This window comes from Streptomyces rectiverticillatus (assembly GCF_013394065.1).
In the GTDB taxonomy this organism is placed as follows: domain Bacteria; phylum Actinomycetota; class Actinomycetes; order Streptomycetales; family Streptomycetaceae; genus Streptomyces; species Streptomyces rectiverticillatus.
In genome coordinates this window covers 6,634,773-6,648,396 of sequence record NZ_CP040752.1, presented here as the reverse complement: position 1 = coordinate 6,648,396, position 13,624 = coordinate 6,634,773, and the positions used below count along the sequence as shown (strand labels likewise).

The 13,624-nt window shown below is 72.9% G+C and carries 11 protein-coding genes; 5 read left to right on the top strand and 6 right to left on the bottom strand.

Annotated features, from left to right (window positions below; genetic code table 11):
* Positions 1-6: 6 nt before the first annotated feature.
* The 4 genes from FGW37_RS28860 to FGW37_RS28845 all read right to left on the bottom strand — a co-directional run bounded on the left by FGW37_RS28860 (position 7) and on the right by FGW37_RS28845 (position 4,370).
* Positions 7-1,617: an MFS transporter gene (locus FGW37_RS28860; RefSeq protein ID WP_179083754.1), complete on the bottom strand. Its 1,611-nt coding sequence runs from the start codon at positions 1,615-1,617 to the stop codon at positions 7-9.
* A 3-nt stretch (positions 1,618-1,620) separates the two neighbouring features.
* A complete protein-coding gene (locus FGW37_RS28855) occupies positions 1,621-2,388 on the bottom strand; it encodes an SDR family NAD(P)-dependent oxidoreductase (RefSeq protein ID WP_179083753.1) in 768 nt (255 codons plus the stop codon).
* 117 nt (positions 2,389-2,505) lie between these two features.
* Positions 2,506-3,375: a helix-turn-helix transcriptional regulator gene (locus tag FGW37_RS28850; protein ID WP_179083752.1), complete on the bottom strand. Its 870-nt coding sequence runs from the start codon at positions 3,373-3,375 to the stop codon at positions 2,506-2,508.
* A 65-nt stretch (positions 3,376-3,440) separates the two neighbouring features.
* On the bottom strand, positions 3,441-4,370 hold the full coding sequence (locus FGW37_RS28845; protein WP_179083751.1) for a zinc-binding dehydrogenase: 930 nt from the start codon (positions 4,368-4,370) through the stop codon (positions 3,441-3,443).
* Positions 4,371-4,487: 117 nt separating this feature from the next.
* On the opposite strand from FGW37_RS28845, the gene FGW37_RS28840 reads away from it, so the two are divergent.
* Positions 4,488-5,204, top strand: a complete 717-nt coding sequence (locus tag FGW37_RS28840) for a TetR/AcrR family transcriptional regulator (protein WP_179083750.1) — start codon at positions 4,488-4,490, stop codon at positions 5,202-5,204.
* Positions 5,205-5,295: 91 nt separating this feature from the next.
* On the opposite strand, the gene FGW37_RS28835 is transcribed toward FGW37_RS28840, so the two are convergent.
* On the bottom strand, positions 5,296-6,600 hold the full coding sequence (locus tag FGW37_RS28835; protein ID WP_179083749.1) for an APC family permease: 1,305 nt from the start codon (positions 6,598-6,600) through the stop codon (positions 5,296-5,298).
* A gap of 100 nt (positions 6,601-6,700) precedes the next feature.
* On the opposite strand from FGW37_RS28835, the gene FGW37_RS28830 reads away from it, so the two are divergent.
* A complete protein-coding gene (locus FGW37_RS28830; protein ID WP_179083748.1) occupies positions 6,701-7,642 on the top strand; it encodes a hypothetical protein in 942 nt (313 codons plus the stop codon).
* 170 nt (positions 7,643-7,812) lie between these two features.
* Positions 7,813-10,227, top strand: a complete 2,415-nt coding sequence (locus FGW37_RS28825; protein WP_179083747.1) for an Orn/Lys/Arg family decarboxylase — start codon at positions 7,813-7,815, stop codon at positions 10,225-10,227.
* Here FGW37_RS28825 and FGW37_RS28820 read toward each other — a convergent pair.
* Positions 10,214-10,810 carry an HAD family hydrolase gene (locus FGW37_RS28820; protein WP_179083746.1) on the bottom strand — a complete coding sequence of 199 codons (597 nt, stop codon included), beginning with the start codon at positions 10,808-10,810 and terminating at the stop codon, positions 10,214-10,216. The two genes, FGW37_RS28825 and FGW37_RS28820, sit on opposite strands and share 14 nt — an antisense overlap.
* Positions 10,811-11,204: 394 nt before the next feature.
* Here FGW37_RS28820 and FGW37_RS28815 point away from each other — a divergent pair, with 394 nt between their 5' ends.
* Positions 11,205-11,462, top strand: a complete 258-nt coding sequence (locus FGW37_RS28815; protein ID WP_179083745.1) for a hypothetical protein — start codon at positions 11,205-11,207, stop codon at positions 11,460-11,462.
* Between the two features lie 165 nt (positions 11,463-11,627).
* Positions 11,628-13,460, top strand: a complete 1,833-nt coding sequence (locus FGW37_RS28810; RefSeq protein ID WP_246430612.1) for a hypothetical protein — start codon at positions 11,628-11,630, stop codon at positions 13,458-13,460.
* Positions 13,461-13,624 lie beyond the last annotated feature (164 nt).

Genomic DNA, 13,624 nt, shown 5'->3' with positions numbered 1-13,624 from the left:
AGCCTCTCACAACCGGGTCGGTCCGGGATCCGGCCGCTCGGCGAGCATGACGTAGATCGCCACGGACAGGAGCGCGCAGATCGCAGCGCTCGCCAGCAGCACGGTCTGCCAGGCGTCGGTGAGCCCCTGCGCGAGGAATGCGGAGAACCGTGGCTGCAGTTCGCTCGGCAGCGTTGCCGTAGGGCCCGTCGCGTCACCCGAGTTCAGGCTGTCGGCCAGGGAGCCGGAGTCCCCGTGGTAGTCGGGGAAGTCTTGCAGCCCGCCCCTCAGCCGGTGCTCCACCAGATTGACCAGCGCCGATCCGGCCGCCGCGATGGCAACGGCCTCACTGCCCAGCCGGAGTGTGTTGAGGAATCCCGCCGCCGCCCCGGTGGACTCGGGTGCCACGACGGTCAGCACCGCGCCGTCGACCAGGCCGAAGTTGAGACCCAGGCCGACTCCGAGCACGATCAGCGGTGCGGCCAGCTCCGCCGGGCCGACCCCCGGCCGGAGGACGGTGGCGAGCCAGGCCACGCCTCCCGTCAGGCACGCCAGGCTGAGGGCGAATACGGAGCGGGTGGACAGACCCCACTTGATCAGCTTTCCGGCCAGGACCGGGGTGAGCAGGATCGGCAGCGTCATCAGCAGCATCGTGGTGCCTGCCGCCCGGCTGGTCGATCCGTTCGCGACCAGCAGGTAGTTGGGCAGGAGCGGCAGCAGGATCACGTACGCGAACGTCACCACCACGGGGATCAGGCACAGCGCCGTGAACCGGGCGTTGCGCAGCAGCCGCAGGTCGAACATCGGATGCTGCCGGCGCCGCTCCACCAGGCCGAAAACCACCATCAGCAGCACCGCGCCCGCGAGCAGGCCCAGGACGCCGGGACTGCTCCAGCCCCACTGCGGCCCCTCGACCGTGCCGAGCATGAGGAGGAAGAGGCTGCCGACGAAGGTCACGGTTCCCGGCCAGTCCACACCGGCCGCGGACTCGCCGCGGGATTCCCGTAGATACGGCACGGTGAGCAGGACCAGCAGCATCAGCAGCGCGTGCAGGCCGTAGAAGGAGCGCCATCCCAGGGTGTCCGCCAGTACCCCTGCGGCCATGGCTCCCAGGGCGAGTCCGCCTCCCGTGGCGACGCCGACGGCGGTGAACACCCGGGTGCGCGCCCGCCCCGCGAAGGTCGTGGCGAGGATGGAGCTGCCGCTGGTCAGGAGTGCGGCGGCGCCGATGCCCGCTGCGCCGCGCGCGAGGTCGAGCAGGTACACGTCGGTCGCCAGCGCACTCGCCGACGAAGCGGCCGTGAACAGCGCGGCGCCCGCCGCGAACATGCGCCGGCGGCCTATCAGGTCGGCCAGCGAGCCGCCGGCCAGCAGGAAGCTGGCGAAGGTCAGGTTGTAGCCGTGCACCACCCACTGCAGGGCATCCAGTGACGCATACGTGTCGTGCCCGATGTGCGGGAGCAGGACTCCCGACCCGGTGACCGCGGTCGGCAGGATCAGCAACGTCAGCAGTACGGCCGCCAGCGCGATGCCGGGGCCCGCGCCGCTGCCGCTGCCAGTGCCGGTGCCGGTGGCGGTGGCGCGCCTCGTCTCCCGCGTGCGCCCGGCCTTGGGTGACGAGAGCGTCTCGTGCACCACGCGTCACCCCTGGATCGTGGCGGGCACGGAACCGACGAGGCCGCCGTCGATGACGAGGTCCTGGCCGGTGATGTACGCAGCGTCGTCCGAAGCGAGGAATGCCACGGCCGCTGCGACGTCACCGGGGTGCCCGAGGGAGCCCAAGGGCACCTCCGCGGCGTTGCGCGCCTCGGCGTCGGGCGCGGGGTTCGCCTCCCGGTACATCTCGGTGTCGATGTAACCGGGGCTGACGGAGTTGACCCTGATGCCGCGGGGGGCGAGATCGGCGCCCAGCGTACGGGCCAGGTTGTGGACGGCGGCCTTGCTGGCGGAGTAGACGGACGCCACGGACAGCCCGCGGTGCAGGGTCCAGGAGGCGTTGATGACGACGGCGCCGCCGTCCCGCATCAGCGGCAGCGCCTTGTGGACGGTGAAGAAGACGCCCTTGAAATTGATGTCGACGACGTGGTCGAAGTCGGCCTCGGTGATCTCGGCACTCGGCTTGAACACCCCGACGCCCGCGTTGGCGAAGACCGCGTCCAGGTGGCCGCGCCAGGTCTCCGTCCGCCGCATGAGGTGATCGAGGTCGGCCTGCGAGGCCACGTCCGCGCGGACGGCGAGAATGCGCTCCGGGCCGGCGCCGAGCCGGGCTGCGGCGGTGTCGAGGCGTGCCTGGTCGCGCCCGGTGACGACGACGTACGCGCCCTCGTCGAGGAGCCGTTGTGCGGTGGCGAAGCCCATGCCGCTGGTGCCGCCGGTGATCAGGACCGTCTTGTTGGTGAATCGCTTCATGCCGACGATCTTCGAGCGGGCCGGTCCCGGTCGGAAGGGCCGGCTGAGCCTGGGTCTGACACCACCACCCTGAGTCCGCGTCAGGCCGCGTCAGGCCGCGCCCGGCGATGTCGAGGCTCAGCCTGCCTGCGGTTCCGGCACGGACAGCAGGGCCTCCAGCCGTGAGCCGGTGTCCGTGTCCGGAGCAGGGGTGTACAGCAGCAGGCGATGGCCGGGGAGGTCGGACAGGGGCAGCGTGGTGTACTCGAAGGCCAGTTGCCCCGCCTCCGGGACGTCGAGCACCTTGATGCCGTGGGCGGCGCTGCCGACGGGGTGCTCCGCCCAGATGCCGGCGAACGCGGGGCTCGCGGCGCACATGTCGGCGGCGAGCCGGCCGAACTCGGGATCGTCCGGGTAGCGGGCGGCGTCCGCCCGGAACCGGCCGACGATCGCCCGCGCCCCGTCCTCCCAGCGGTGCAGCGCCGTACGGTGGCGGGCGTTGGTGAAGAAGCTCACCAGACAGTTGTGGTCGCCCTCGTCGTAGCCGAACACCACGCGGGCGGCGCGGTTGACGACGACCAGGTTCCAGTGCCGGTCGATGACGTAGGCGGGCCTCGGCAGCCAGCCGTCGATCACGCGCCGGAGCCCGGAGGGGACCTCCCGGTCGGACGCGGACGTGGACGCGGGTGCCTGCGGCGGGTTGAGGCCGGCGAGCAGGTACAGGTGTTCCCGCTCGGCGGCGTCGAAGCGCAGCACACGCGCGATGGCGTCCAGCACGTCGGCCGACACGTTGATCTCGCGGCCCTGCTCCAGCCACGTGTACCAGGACACCCCGACCCCGGCGAGCACCGCCACTTCCTCGCGGCGCAGGCCGGGGGTGCGACGCCCGCCGCCGGACGGCATTCCCACGTCCGCGGGGGTCAGCCGGGACCGGCGCGAGCGCAGGAATTCACGTATCTCGGCGCTGCGCCGCTGCCGCGCCTCTGCAGGGAGCCGGGAAATGTCCATCCGGCGATCTTAGGTGCCGTCAGCGCCCGGGCCCCGCCCGGACCGAGCAGGGCAGGGCAGGGCAGTCAGGCGAGGTCTATGACCGCCTTGCCGTGCAGGCGGCGTCCGAGGAGCAGGCCGACGGCGTCGGCGGCCGCGTTCCACGGGCCGCGCCAGGCGATCTGCGGGTCGAGTTCTCCGGAGGCGACGAGGCCGGCCAGGAGGGTCAGGTCGGGGCCGAGTCCCGTGCAGCGCAGCAGGAAGAAGCTGGTCAGCGAGCGGTCGTGCCCGGTGGGGGCGCCGGCGAAGGCGCCGGGCGGGAAGGTGTCGGGGCCTTGTGCGGCGCGGCCCACCGAGACGAGGGTGCCGTGTTCGGCGAGGCGGGCGTAGCCCTCGACCAGGTGCCGTCCGCCGACCATGTCGATGACTCCGTGCACGGGTTCGGCGAGGGCTTCGGGGCCGGTCACGACCTCGTGTGCGCCGAGGGCGCGCAGGCTGTCGCCGTGCGTGCGGGGGTCGCCGGTGGAGGCGATGACGTGCGCTCCGCCGCGGCGGGCGAGCTGGACCGCGTACCGGCCGACTCCCCCGGTGGCGCCGGTGATCAGAACGCGCTTGCCGAGGACCGGCCCGAGTCGCCGCAGGGCTCGCAGGGCGCTGGCGCCGGCGACGGGGACGGTGCTGACGGCGCCGAGGTCGGCGCCGGCGGGGACGGTGCCCATGAGATCGGTGCCGACCGCGCGCAGTTCCGCCCAGGCCCCGTCGGGGGCGAGCGTGGCCACGGGGGTGCCTACGGCGGGGCCGGAGCCGTCGGCCGCGGCCCGTTCCACGACACCGGCGGCGTCCCAGCCGAGTACGGCCCCGGCGGGTGCCTCCGCCAGGGCGTGCCGGACCTCGCCGAAGTTGAGCGAGGTCGCGGCGGTGCGCACGAGCGCCTGGTGCGGGGCGGGTTCGGGGTCCGGTACCTCGCCCAGGCGCAGGCGGCCGGGGGCGGCGGGATCGACGAGGAGTGCGCGCATGGAGGGTCAGCCCTTTCGAGATCGACTATGCCGATGAGATGGTGCCACTCAGTGGCATTAACGCACAGGCGGCATTAACCTACAGGTGGCATTGGCGCCCCCGCTACACTGACCGTGATGGCAACCACCGACGCACCTGACGCTCCCGGCACCCCCGCGGCCGCGCCCGCGGCTGGGGCCGCGGCTGGGGCCGCAGAGCGCCTCCCGCTGCGCGAGCGCAAGAAACTGCGCACCCGTCAGGCGCTGATCGACACCGCCCTGGAGCTGTTCACGGAGCGGGGCTTCGACAGGGCGACGCTGGACGAGCTGTGCGACGCGGTCGAGGTCTCCAAGCGCACGTTCTTCCGTAACTTCGCCAGCAAGGAAGACGTGGCGATGGCGCCGACCCAGGACCTGTGGGCCGCGTTCCTCAGCGACCTGGAGACGCGCGATCCGGGCGACGAAACGGTTCTGGAGGCCCTGCAGGCGTCGGTGTTCGCGGCGCTGGACGGGATGACCGACGAGGGATGGACGCGACGCGTCCGCCTCAGCCGCCGCCTGGCCGCCGAGACGCCCTCCATGGACGCCCACGGCCTGCACTTCTGCGACCGTACGGCCCGTAGCGCGGCCGGGCTCCTCCGGCACAGGCTCCGCATCGAAGACCCCCGCGACGACCTGCGCCTGCGCCTGGCCCTCGACTTCCTCATCGCCGCCTGTCATTACGCGGTTGACACATGGGTGTCCCTCCCCGGCGATCCGGGCCGAAGCGCCCTCGCCGCCGAGCTCGGCTCCGCCTTCGCCGCCATTCCGGAAGCCCTGGCGCTCAGAGCGGGGCCGGCGGCTTCCGCGCGCTGACCGCACCGCGGCCGAGCCGGACGGCTGACGCACCGTCCACGCCGGTTGAGGCCCCTGGGCGGCACTGGCCTCGTGAGGGCGCGGGCGCCCGTCAGGCGCGGGACACGGACCTGCGGAGCCCGTAGGCGGCCGCTCCCGTTGCGAGGACCGCGGCTCCGGCCACCACCGACGTCACCGGCAGGGCGAAAGCCAGGGCTGCGCAGCCGGTCAGGCCGATGACCGGGACCGGCCGCGGCGGACGTCCCTCCTCCGGGGTGAGTGTCCACGCGGCGGCGTTGGCGATGGCGTAGTACGCCAGGACGGCGAAGGAGGAGAAGCCGATCGCGCCCCGTACGTCCACCGTCGCGGCGAGCACCGCGACGACCGCCCCGACGGCGAGTTCGGCGCGGTGCGGGACGGCGAAGCGGGGGTGGACGGCGGCCAGGGCGTGGGGCAGGTGGCGGTCGCGGGCCATGGCGAGGGTGGTCCGGGAGACGCCCAGGATCAGGGCGAGCAGGGAGCCGAGGGCGGCGACGGCCGCACCGGCGCGGACGACGGGTACCAGGGCGGGGGCGCCGGACAGGCGCGCGGCCTCCGCGAGCGGTGCGGTGGCCTCGGCGAGCCGGTCGGGGCCGAGGACGGACAGCGCCGCGGCGGCGACGGCCGCGTACACCACGAGGGTGATGCCCAGGGCGAGCGGGATCGCACGGGGGATGGTGCGGGCGGGGTCGCGGACCTCCTCGCCGAGGGTCGCGATGCGTGCGTACCCGGCGAACGCGAAGAACAGCAGCCCGGCCGCCTGCAGCACCCCGCCCGCGCCGGCGTCCGCGGCGATGTGCAGACGGCCGGCTTCTGCCGTTCCGCCGGTCAGGCAGGCGGTGACCACCGCCGCCAGGACCGCCAGGACTGCGGCGACGATCGCCCGGGTCAGCCGGGCGGACTTCTGCACCCCGGTGTAGTCGACCGCCGTCAGCACCACCACGGCCGCTACGGCGACCGCGTGGGCCTGTCCGGGCCACGCGTAGGTCCCCACGGTCAGGGCCATGGCCGCGCAGGAGGCGGTCTTGCCCACGACGAAGCCCCAGCCCGCCAAGTAGCCCCAGAAGTCGCCGAGGCGCTCGCGGCCGTAGACGTAGGTTCCGCCCGAGGCCGGGTAGCGGGCGGCCAGCCGTGCCGAGGAGGTGGCGTTGCAGTACGCCACCAGCGCGGCCAGGGCCAGGGCGGGCAGCAGAGCGGATCCGGCGGCGCCGGCGGCCGGTCCGAGGGCGGCGAAGATCCCAGCCCCGAGCATCGACCCCAGGCCGATGACCACGGCGTCGAAGACACCGAGACGCCGCTTGAGCCCGAGCCCGCTCGTGTTCGCCGGGTTCGGATCCGGATTCGGATCCGAACCCGGATCCGCCGCCGCCGCGTTCATCGTTCGCCCCTTCACACCGGACAGACACCGGACCGACACCGGCCGCCTTCTGAGTATGCGTACTCAGGTGCTCCGAGGAGTGTTTGCGCACGATCGTCCTATGGATCAAGCAGGCAGACGGTGGACACGGTGGGCACCAGTCGCATTCCTCCTCGGCACGGCATGGCTCGCCGGAGCGCTCGTGGTGCCCTGGGCGTGGAAGGTCGGCGTCGTATGGGCGTGGGCGGGCGGCCTGCCCGGCGCGGTGGGCGTGCTCGTGGCCGGGAGCGCGGTGATGGTGGCGTTGCTGTTCGCGGCCGGGCTGCCGGTCCGGGACACGGGGCCCGTGCGCCGCACGACCTCCGGGCAAGTGGGGTGGGCGGTCGCGGCGTTCCTGGGAGGCAGCGCCGGGGTTGCGCTCGGATACCTCGCCCGGCGATCCGGTGACATCGGCCTGGGCGGTGACTCGACGCTCTTCCTGTGGTGCGGCCTGCCGTACGCCCTGTTCGCGGCCCTGTCCGTGCCCGGCCGGGCCGTACGCGCCGCTGCAGGAACGGTGATCGCCGGCACCGCGGTCTTCCTGCTGTGGTCCGGGTACCAGGCGGACCGGAGCGAGGAACTGGCCTCCCTGCTCGAAGGTTCGCCGCTCTCGCGGGAGCACCTTCTGCTGCCCGAGGCCCCTGACGGCTACGAGATCGACCCCGGCAACGGCAGCATCTCGGCCCGGGGGCTCCGCCTCGGCTACCGCCACACCGGCTCCGGCAAGGACCGGCAGCGGCAACCGTTCCAGTACGAGGTGACGCCCGGCAGCGCCTCCCCTTGCGCCGACGACACCCTGCCCGGCCCCGCCACCTGCAAGGACCTCGGCGGAGGCTTCACTTCCGTAACCCGGAAGCTGGGCGACGGGAGCACCGCAGGCGGGCTGGCGCTGCAGCGCGACGGGGTCACCCTCACCGTCACCGTGTACGAACCGGTGGCCACCTCGGAACTGCGCCGCATGCTGGAGCGGGCGCACCCGGCCGACGACGGCGAGATCCTGCGCGCCCTGCGCTTCGAGCCGTAACCGTCCAAGGCGAAGGCTCGCTGCCAGGGTCGCCGGGGGCGCCCATTCTTTCCCTCATCGGGGTGGTTTCGCCCCGGTCGCTGCGCCGCTGCCCGTGTTCTTGCGATTACCTCTCGAACACCGCGGCAGACACCGCATCAAACATCGCAGCAGAGCAGCAGGGGGGCGCCATGGCAGACGGGACGGTTCTGTTCGCAGTACGGGGGAACTCCGGGGACGGGGGCACCGGTGCCGATCAACTGCGCCGGATCCACAAGGAGTTGGCGGCAGCCGGCTACGAGGTGCGCTGGGCCTCCACGAGCGACGACGCACGGGCGGTGCTGCGCACCGAGGCCGGGCTGGCCGCCGCCGTCATCGAGTGGGGGCTTCCCGGAACCGACGGGGAGGACGGCAGGGAGAGCAGCAAGGAGGACGACAAGGAGAGCGGCACGGAAGGCGGCGAGCCGGGCGGCGCCGGTGTGCTGCGCCAAGTGGGCCGCCGCTTCCAGAACCTTCCGGTCTTCCTGATCACGGCCGGAGAGGACCTCGACCACCTGCCGCTGTGGGTGGCGGAGACCGTCGTCGGCTACATCTGGCCGCTGGAGGACACCGCGCCCTTCATCGCCGGACGGATCACACGGGCCGCCCGCGGCTACCAGGAAGACCTGCTGCCGCCGTTCTTCAAGGCGCTGCGCCGATTCGACGACACGCACGAGTACTCCTGGCACACCCCGGCCCACTCCGGCGGCGTCGCCTTCCTGAAGTCCCCGGTCGGCCGGGCCTTCTACGACCACTTCGGGGAACGGCTGCTGCGCAGCGACCTGTCGATCTCGGTCGGGGAGCTGGGATCGCTCTTCGAGCACACCGGCCCGGTCGGCGCGGCGGAGCGCAACGCCGCCCGCATCTTCGGCGCCGACCGCACCTACTTCGTCCTGCACGGCGACTCGACGTGCGACCGCATGGTCGGTCACTTCAGCGTCACGCGCGACGAGATCGCACTGGTCGACCGTAACTGCCACAAGTCGGTCCTGCACGGCCTGGTCCTGTCGGGCGCGCGACCGGTCTACCTGGTGCCCACGCGCAACGGGTACGGGCTGGCGGGCCCGCTGCCGCCCGCCGAGGTCCGGGCGCAGTCGGTCGCCTCCCGGATCGCCCGCAACCCGCTGACCCGGGGGGCGGTCTCCCCCGACGCCCAGTACGCGGTGCTCACCAACTCCACCTACGACGGCTTGTGTTACGACGCGCTGCAGGTCGCCCGCGCGCTCGCGCCCAGCACGCCCCGGCTCCACTTCGACGAAGCCTGGTTCGCCTACGCCCGGTTCCACCCCCTCTACGCCGGGCGCTACGGCATGGCGGTGGGCCCCGACACCTTCCCCGGGGCCGAACGGCCCACCGTCTTCTCCACCCAGTCCACCCATAAACTTCTGTCCGCGCTGTCGCAGTCCGCGATGGTTCACGTCAAACCCGCGCCGCGGGCGCCGGTGGAGCACGAGCGGTTCAATGAGGCGTTTATGATGCACGGCACCACCTCGCCGCTGTACCCGATGATCGCCTCCCTGGACGTGGCCGCCGCGATGATGGACGGGCCGCAGGGCCGCTGGCTGATCGACGAGGCGGTGGCCGAGGCCGTCCGCTTCCGCCAGACGGTCGTCCGCATCGGCCGCCGCATCGCGGCCGCCGGTGACCGGCCCGGCTGGTTCTTCGGCGTCTGGCAGCCCGAGACGGTGACCGACCCCGCCACCGGCGAGCAGGTGCCCTTCGCCGACGCCCCCGCCGAACTGCTGCGCACCGAACCGTCCTGCTGGCAGCTGGAGCCCGGCGCCGACTGGCACGGCTTCCCCGGCCTGACCGAGGGCTACTGCCTCCTCGACCCCGTCAAGGTGACCCTCACCTGCCCGGGCATCGACGCCTCGGGGCGGATGGCCGAGTGGGGCATCCCGGCCCGCGTCCTCACCGCCTACCTGGCCACCAGGAGCATCGTGGTGGAGAAGACCGACAGCTACACCACGCTCATCCTGTTCTCCATGGGAATCACCAAGGGCAAGTGGGGCACGCTCATGGACGCCCTGATGGACTTCAAGACGCTCTACGACGAGGACGCGCCGCTGGAGCGCGTACTGCCGGAGCTGGTCGAGGCGCACCCGCAGCGCTACACGGGAGGGACCCTGCGCGGGCTGTGCCGGGAGATGCACGACCACTTGCGCGAGACGGACCTGGTCGAACTGCTCGACACCGCCTTCCAGGAGCTGCCCGAGCCCGTCACCCCGCCCCAGCACTGCTACCAGCGCCTCATCCGCGGCGGCACCGAGCGGGTGCGGCTCGCCGAGGCGGCGGGCCGGGTGGCCGCCGCCATGGTGACCGTCACCCCGCCCGGCATCCCCGTCCTCATGCCCGGCGAGAACACCGGCACGCAGGACGGCCCGCTGCTGCGCTACCTCAAGGCCCTGGAATCCTTCGACCGGTGCTTCCCCGGCTTCCACAGCGAGGCCCACGGCGTCACGCTCGACCCGGACAGCGGCGACTACCTCATCGAATGCGTACGCCGCATCCCGGCCCAGCAGGCCGGGCGGACGGCGGCTTCGTCCGTGCAGGTCAACGACGCGTGAACGGCCTCACGTCGATCACCGGCATGCCCGCCGCGTGCGCCGCGGCGATTCCCTCGTCGCTGTCCTCGTAGACCAGGCAGCGCGAGGGGTGCGCCCCGAGCGCCTCGGCCGCGGCCAGGAAGATGTCCGGGGCGGGCTTGCCGCGTTCGACGTCGTCGCGCGTGACGAGGGCCTGGAAGGCGTCGTGGAACGGCTGGTGCTTCAGCGTGGTCTCGATGATGTGACGGGCCCCGCCCGAGGCCACCGCCATCGGGAGGCGGTGCTTCATCGCCTCCACCACGGCCAGGACGGCCGCGTGCGGGCGTACGGTGTGCGCCTCCTCGAGGAACAGCGCGTCCCGCGCCGCGACGACCTCCTCGAGGGGGCGGCCCAGGCTCAGTCCGCGCTCGTCGAGCAGGGTACGGATCATCTCGGCCGAGGACAGGCCGGTACGGGCGTCGAACCATTCCTGTGCCAGGTCGACGCCCTCCTGCTGCAGGGCGGCGGCCATGGCGCGGTAGTTGGTGTACTGGCTGTCCACCAGCGTGCCGTCCCAGTCGAAGAGCAGGCAGGCGGCGTTGCGGGGTGCGAGGTCGGGGTGCATGGGGGACATCACCTCTCTGCTTTTTCCAGCGGATGGCCGGGAAGGACGGGAACGGTGGGCGCAGCGCCGCGACGCGCGTCAGGGCCACGGCGGCGTGCTTGGACGCCACGCACGCCCCGATGCCGAGGAACACGGTCCGCAGTCCGTGGACCGAGGTGTTGTCCACGATGCTTCCGTGCCCCGTCGCCGGGCACGCCGGCGCGCCCCGGATCGTCAGGTACTCGACCTCGGCGCCGCGAAGTAGTCGCGGACGCGGGTGCCGTACAGGGAATGGACGGATCATTTCATTATGAAACTACTGCCGCCGATCAAGGTGAAGCAAGGGGCCCGGGAAGGCTTGTGTTCACTATGTGAAGGATGGCGTCCCGGGGTGCGCGTGCCTTACGGTCGCCGGGTGAACGCCGCGACCGCCGCAGGGCTGCTCCACCTCATCGCCGCCGAGCCCACGCTGCTCGCGAGCGCGCCCGCCGACCCGGACGAGTCGGACCTCCACCTCCGCGTACGCGAAGGACGGCACCTGTGTCTCGGCTGCGGGCAGCCCGCCCGGTGCGCCGTGGTCGTCAACTCCGAGGAGCACGGGCCGCGTTGGCTGGATCTGTGCTCCGTCTGCTGGCAGGCCGTACGCCGGGCCAACGAGGTCGTGAACGGGTGACCGGCACCCCGGCGGCCGGTCAGCCCGCGGCGGCGCGCCGCACAAAGCCGTCACCGGCGCCGTCACCGGTGCCGTCACCGGTCCCGCGAAAATGCCTGGCGGGAGGCCCTGCGGGCCTGGCAGGATCCTCTGCATGACCTACGGAATCGAGTCCCACCCCGCCTGGTGAGCCCCCAGGAAGAGCGCACTGCGCTCACCCCTCGGACCTCCCTGTACGCCTACGCTCTGCGCCTGCGGGACGCAGAGCCCGACGGCCGCCCTCCCCGGCGCGGCTACCGTCTGCCGGATCCGGCCCCGGCCCGGCAGCCCGGCGACCTCGACCGGGCCGAAGTCCGGGACGCCGCAACAGACGCCGTCGCCCCGCTGCTGAGCGACCCCGACACACTCCGGGCCGCCGGCGAAGTGCACCGCCGCCTCCGCGCACTCGGCACACAGGTCTCCCACCTCCGGGACGCCGTCGCCGAACTGCCCCTGGAGAACGCAGCGGCAGCCCGCGCCCTCGGCCGCCACCTGGTCCGTACAGGCACGAGCGCACCGGCCGTGAGCGTCGGAATCGACCTTCTGGCACGCCTCGGCGAGCCGGAGGACATCCCCTGCCTCACGGTCCTCGGCCTGTTCCGGAGCTTCACCCGCCCGGTCGTCGCGGCCCTCACCGCCATCGACTGCCCGACCGGCGCCCTCGTGTGGCTGAGCCGCCATACCGAAGGCCGGGAGCTGCGCCGCTTGGTCGACGCCCTGCTCGCCCGCGACGACCGGGCGGCCCGCGAAGGGCTGCTGGCCGTCCCCCTCGACCCCCGCGCCGTGGGGTCCGAAACCGCCCGCAGAATCGCGGAGGCCGTCATGCTCGACGACATCATCGGAAACGATCCCGTCGACGCACCCACCCTGGCCCAGGCAGGACGCCTGCTGGTCAGGATGGCGCGGGCGGACGACTACCAGTACGAGATCCTCGCCTACGACCGGGCCGTCGCCGCGTACGAGGCCTTCGTGGCCCGCGCTTCCCAACTGCCTCCCGGCCTCGACCACTACGCGATCCTGCTCTCCGTCGCCCTCGATCTGCACAGCGGGCCCGGTGTTCTCCTCGACTGGCGCTCCGGGCAGCGCGAAGCGCTCCTGGAGACTCTGGAGTCCGTCCTGACCGCACCCGCCTGGGCCGCCGTACCGGCCGGTGAACCCACCGACCTCACCGATCCCGCCGAACGCCGCCGGGTCCACTGGATACGCCGCGCCGCACAGCAGCCCTTCACCCGCCCGGCGGCTGCGGGCCGGCTCCGTATCGAGGTCGTCGTACGCGACCCGGCCGTCCCCGAATCCGTCGAGACGCGGCTCCTGATCGACGGCCGCCCCCTGGTGCCCGAGGTCTTCGGCCGGGGCCCCGCCCACTCCCCGGAGTACCTGCTCGACACCGGCCGCCTTCGGGCCACGGCAGAGCCCCGGGAAGTGCAGCTCGCCGAGGCGTACTGCACCGAGGGCTGCTGCGGCGCGCTCCACGTCACCATCTGCCGCGACGGGGACCAGGTGGTGTGGCGCGACTGGCGCCGCCCGGGCACCCTGCCGAACCGGCAGCCCGCGCCCGAGCTCCCCGAGTACCGCTTCGACGCGGCCGCCTACGACGCCGAGGTCACGCGTGCGGAGACCGACCGCTCCTGGGCCTGGCCGGCCCGGAACACCGCGCGGCTCATCGATGCGGGACTACGTGACCGGCCCGGCATCCTCGCCCGGTGGGACGCACGCCTGGACTGGTCCGGCACCGACTTCCGCGAGCCGGACACGATCGCGGTGTCGTTCACGTTCCGGCCGGGGATCGCTGCCGGGCGCCGGGGCGAGGACGGCCATTACCTGCAGTTCATCTGGGAACTCCAGGACGACGGCACACCACCGGAGAAGCAGGCCGCCGCAGCGCTGCGCCGTCTCTCCACGGAGGACCCGAAGGGCTACGCGGAGGTCAGGGGCGGCAGCCGCGAGTCCGCCGAGGCGCTCGGCTACCCGTGGCCCTGACAGCCGCTCGGCCTTCCTCATACGCGCCGGGTCGGCAGGCCGGATCGGGCCTGTAGACGTGCGGCGCGGCTCCGAGCGAGCATGCAGTCCCGGGAACCGCGTCCGGTGGCCCCGGCGGGAGAGGAGACGCACGTGCACCGCACCCAGCGCACGGAAGAGGCGCA

Coding starts and splice junctions, on each gene's coding strand:
- FGW37_RS28855 (WP_179083753.1), bottom strand. CDS start 2,388: ATGAAGCGATTCACCAACAAGACGGTCCTGATCACCGGCGGCACCAGC.
- FGW37_RS28850 (WP_179083752.1), bottom strand. CDS start 3,375: ATGGACATTTCCCGGCTCCCTGCAGAGGCGCGGCAGCGGCGCAGCGCC.
- FGW37_RS28845 (WP_179083751.1), bottom strand. CDS start 4,370: ATGCGCGCACTCCTCGTCGATCCCGCCGCCCCCGGCCGCCTGCGCCTG.
- FGW37_RS28840 (WP_179083750.1), top strand. CDS start 4,488: ATGGCAACCACCGACGCACCTGACGCTCCCGGCACCCCCGCGGCCGCG.
- FGW37_RS28835 (WP_179083749.1), bottom strand. CDS start 6,600: ATGAACGCGGCGGCGGCGGATCCGGGTTCGGATCCGAATCCGGATCCG.
- FGW37_RS28830 (WP_179083748.1), top strand. CDS start 6,701: ATGGATCAAGCAGGCAGACGGTGGACACGGTGGGCACCAGTCGCATTC.
- FGW37_RS28825 (WP_179083747.1), top strand. CDS start 7,813: ATGGCAGACGGGACGGTTCTGTTCGCAGTACGGGGGAACTCCGGGGAC.
- FGW37_RS28820 (WP_179083746.1), bottom strand. CDS start 10,810: ATGCACCCCGACCTCGCACCCCGCAACGCCGCCTGCCTGCTCTTCGAC.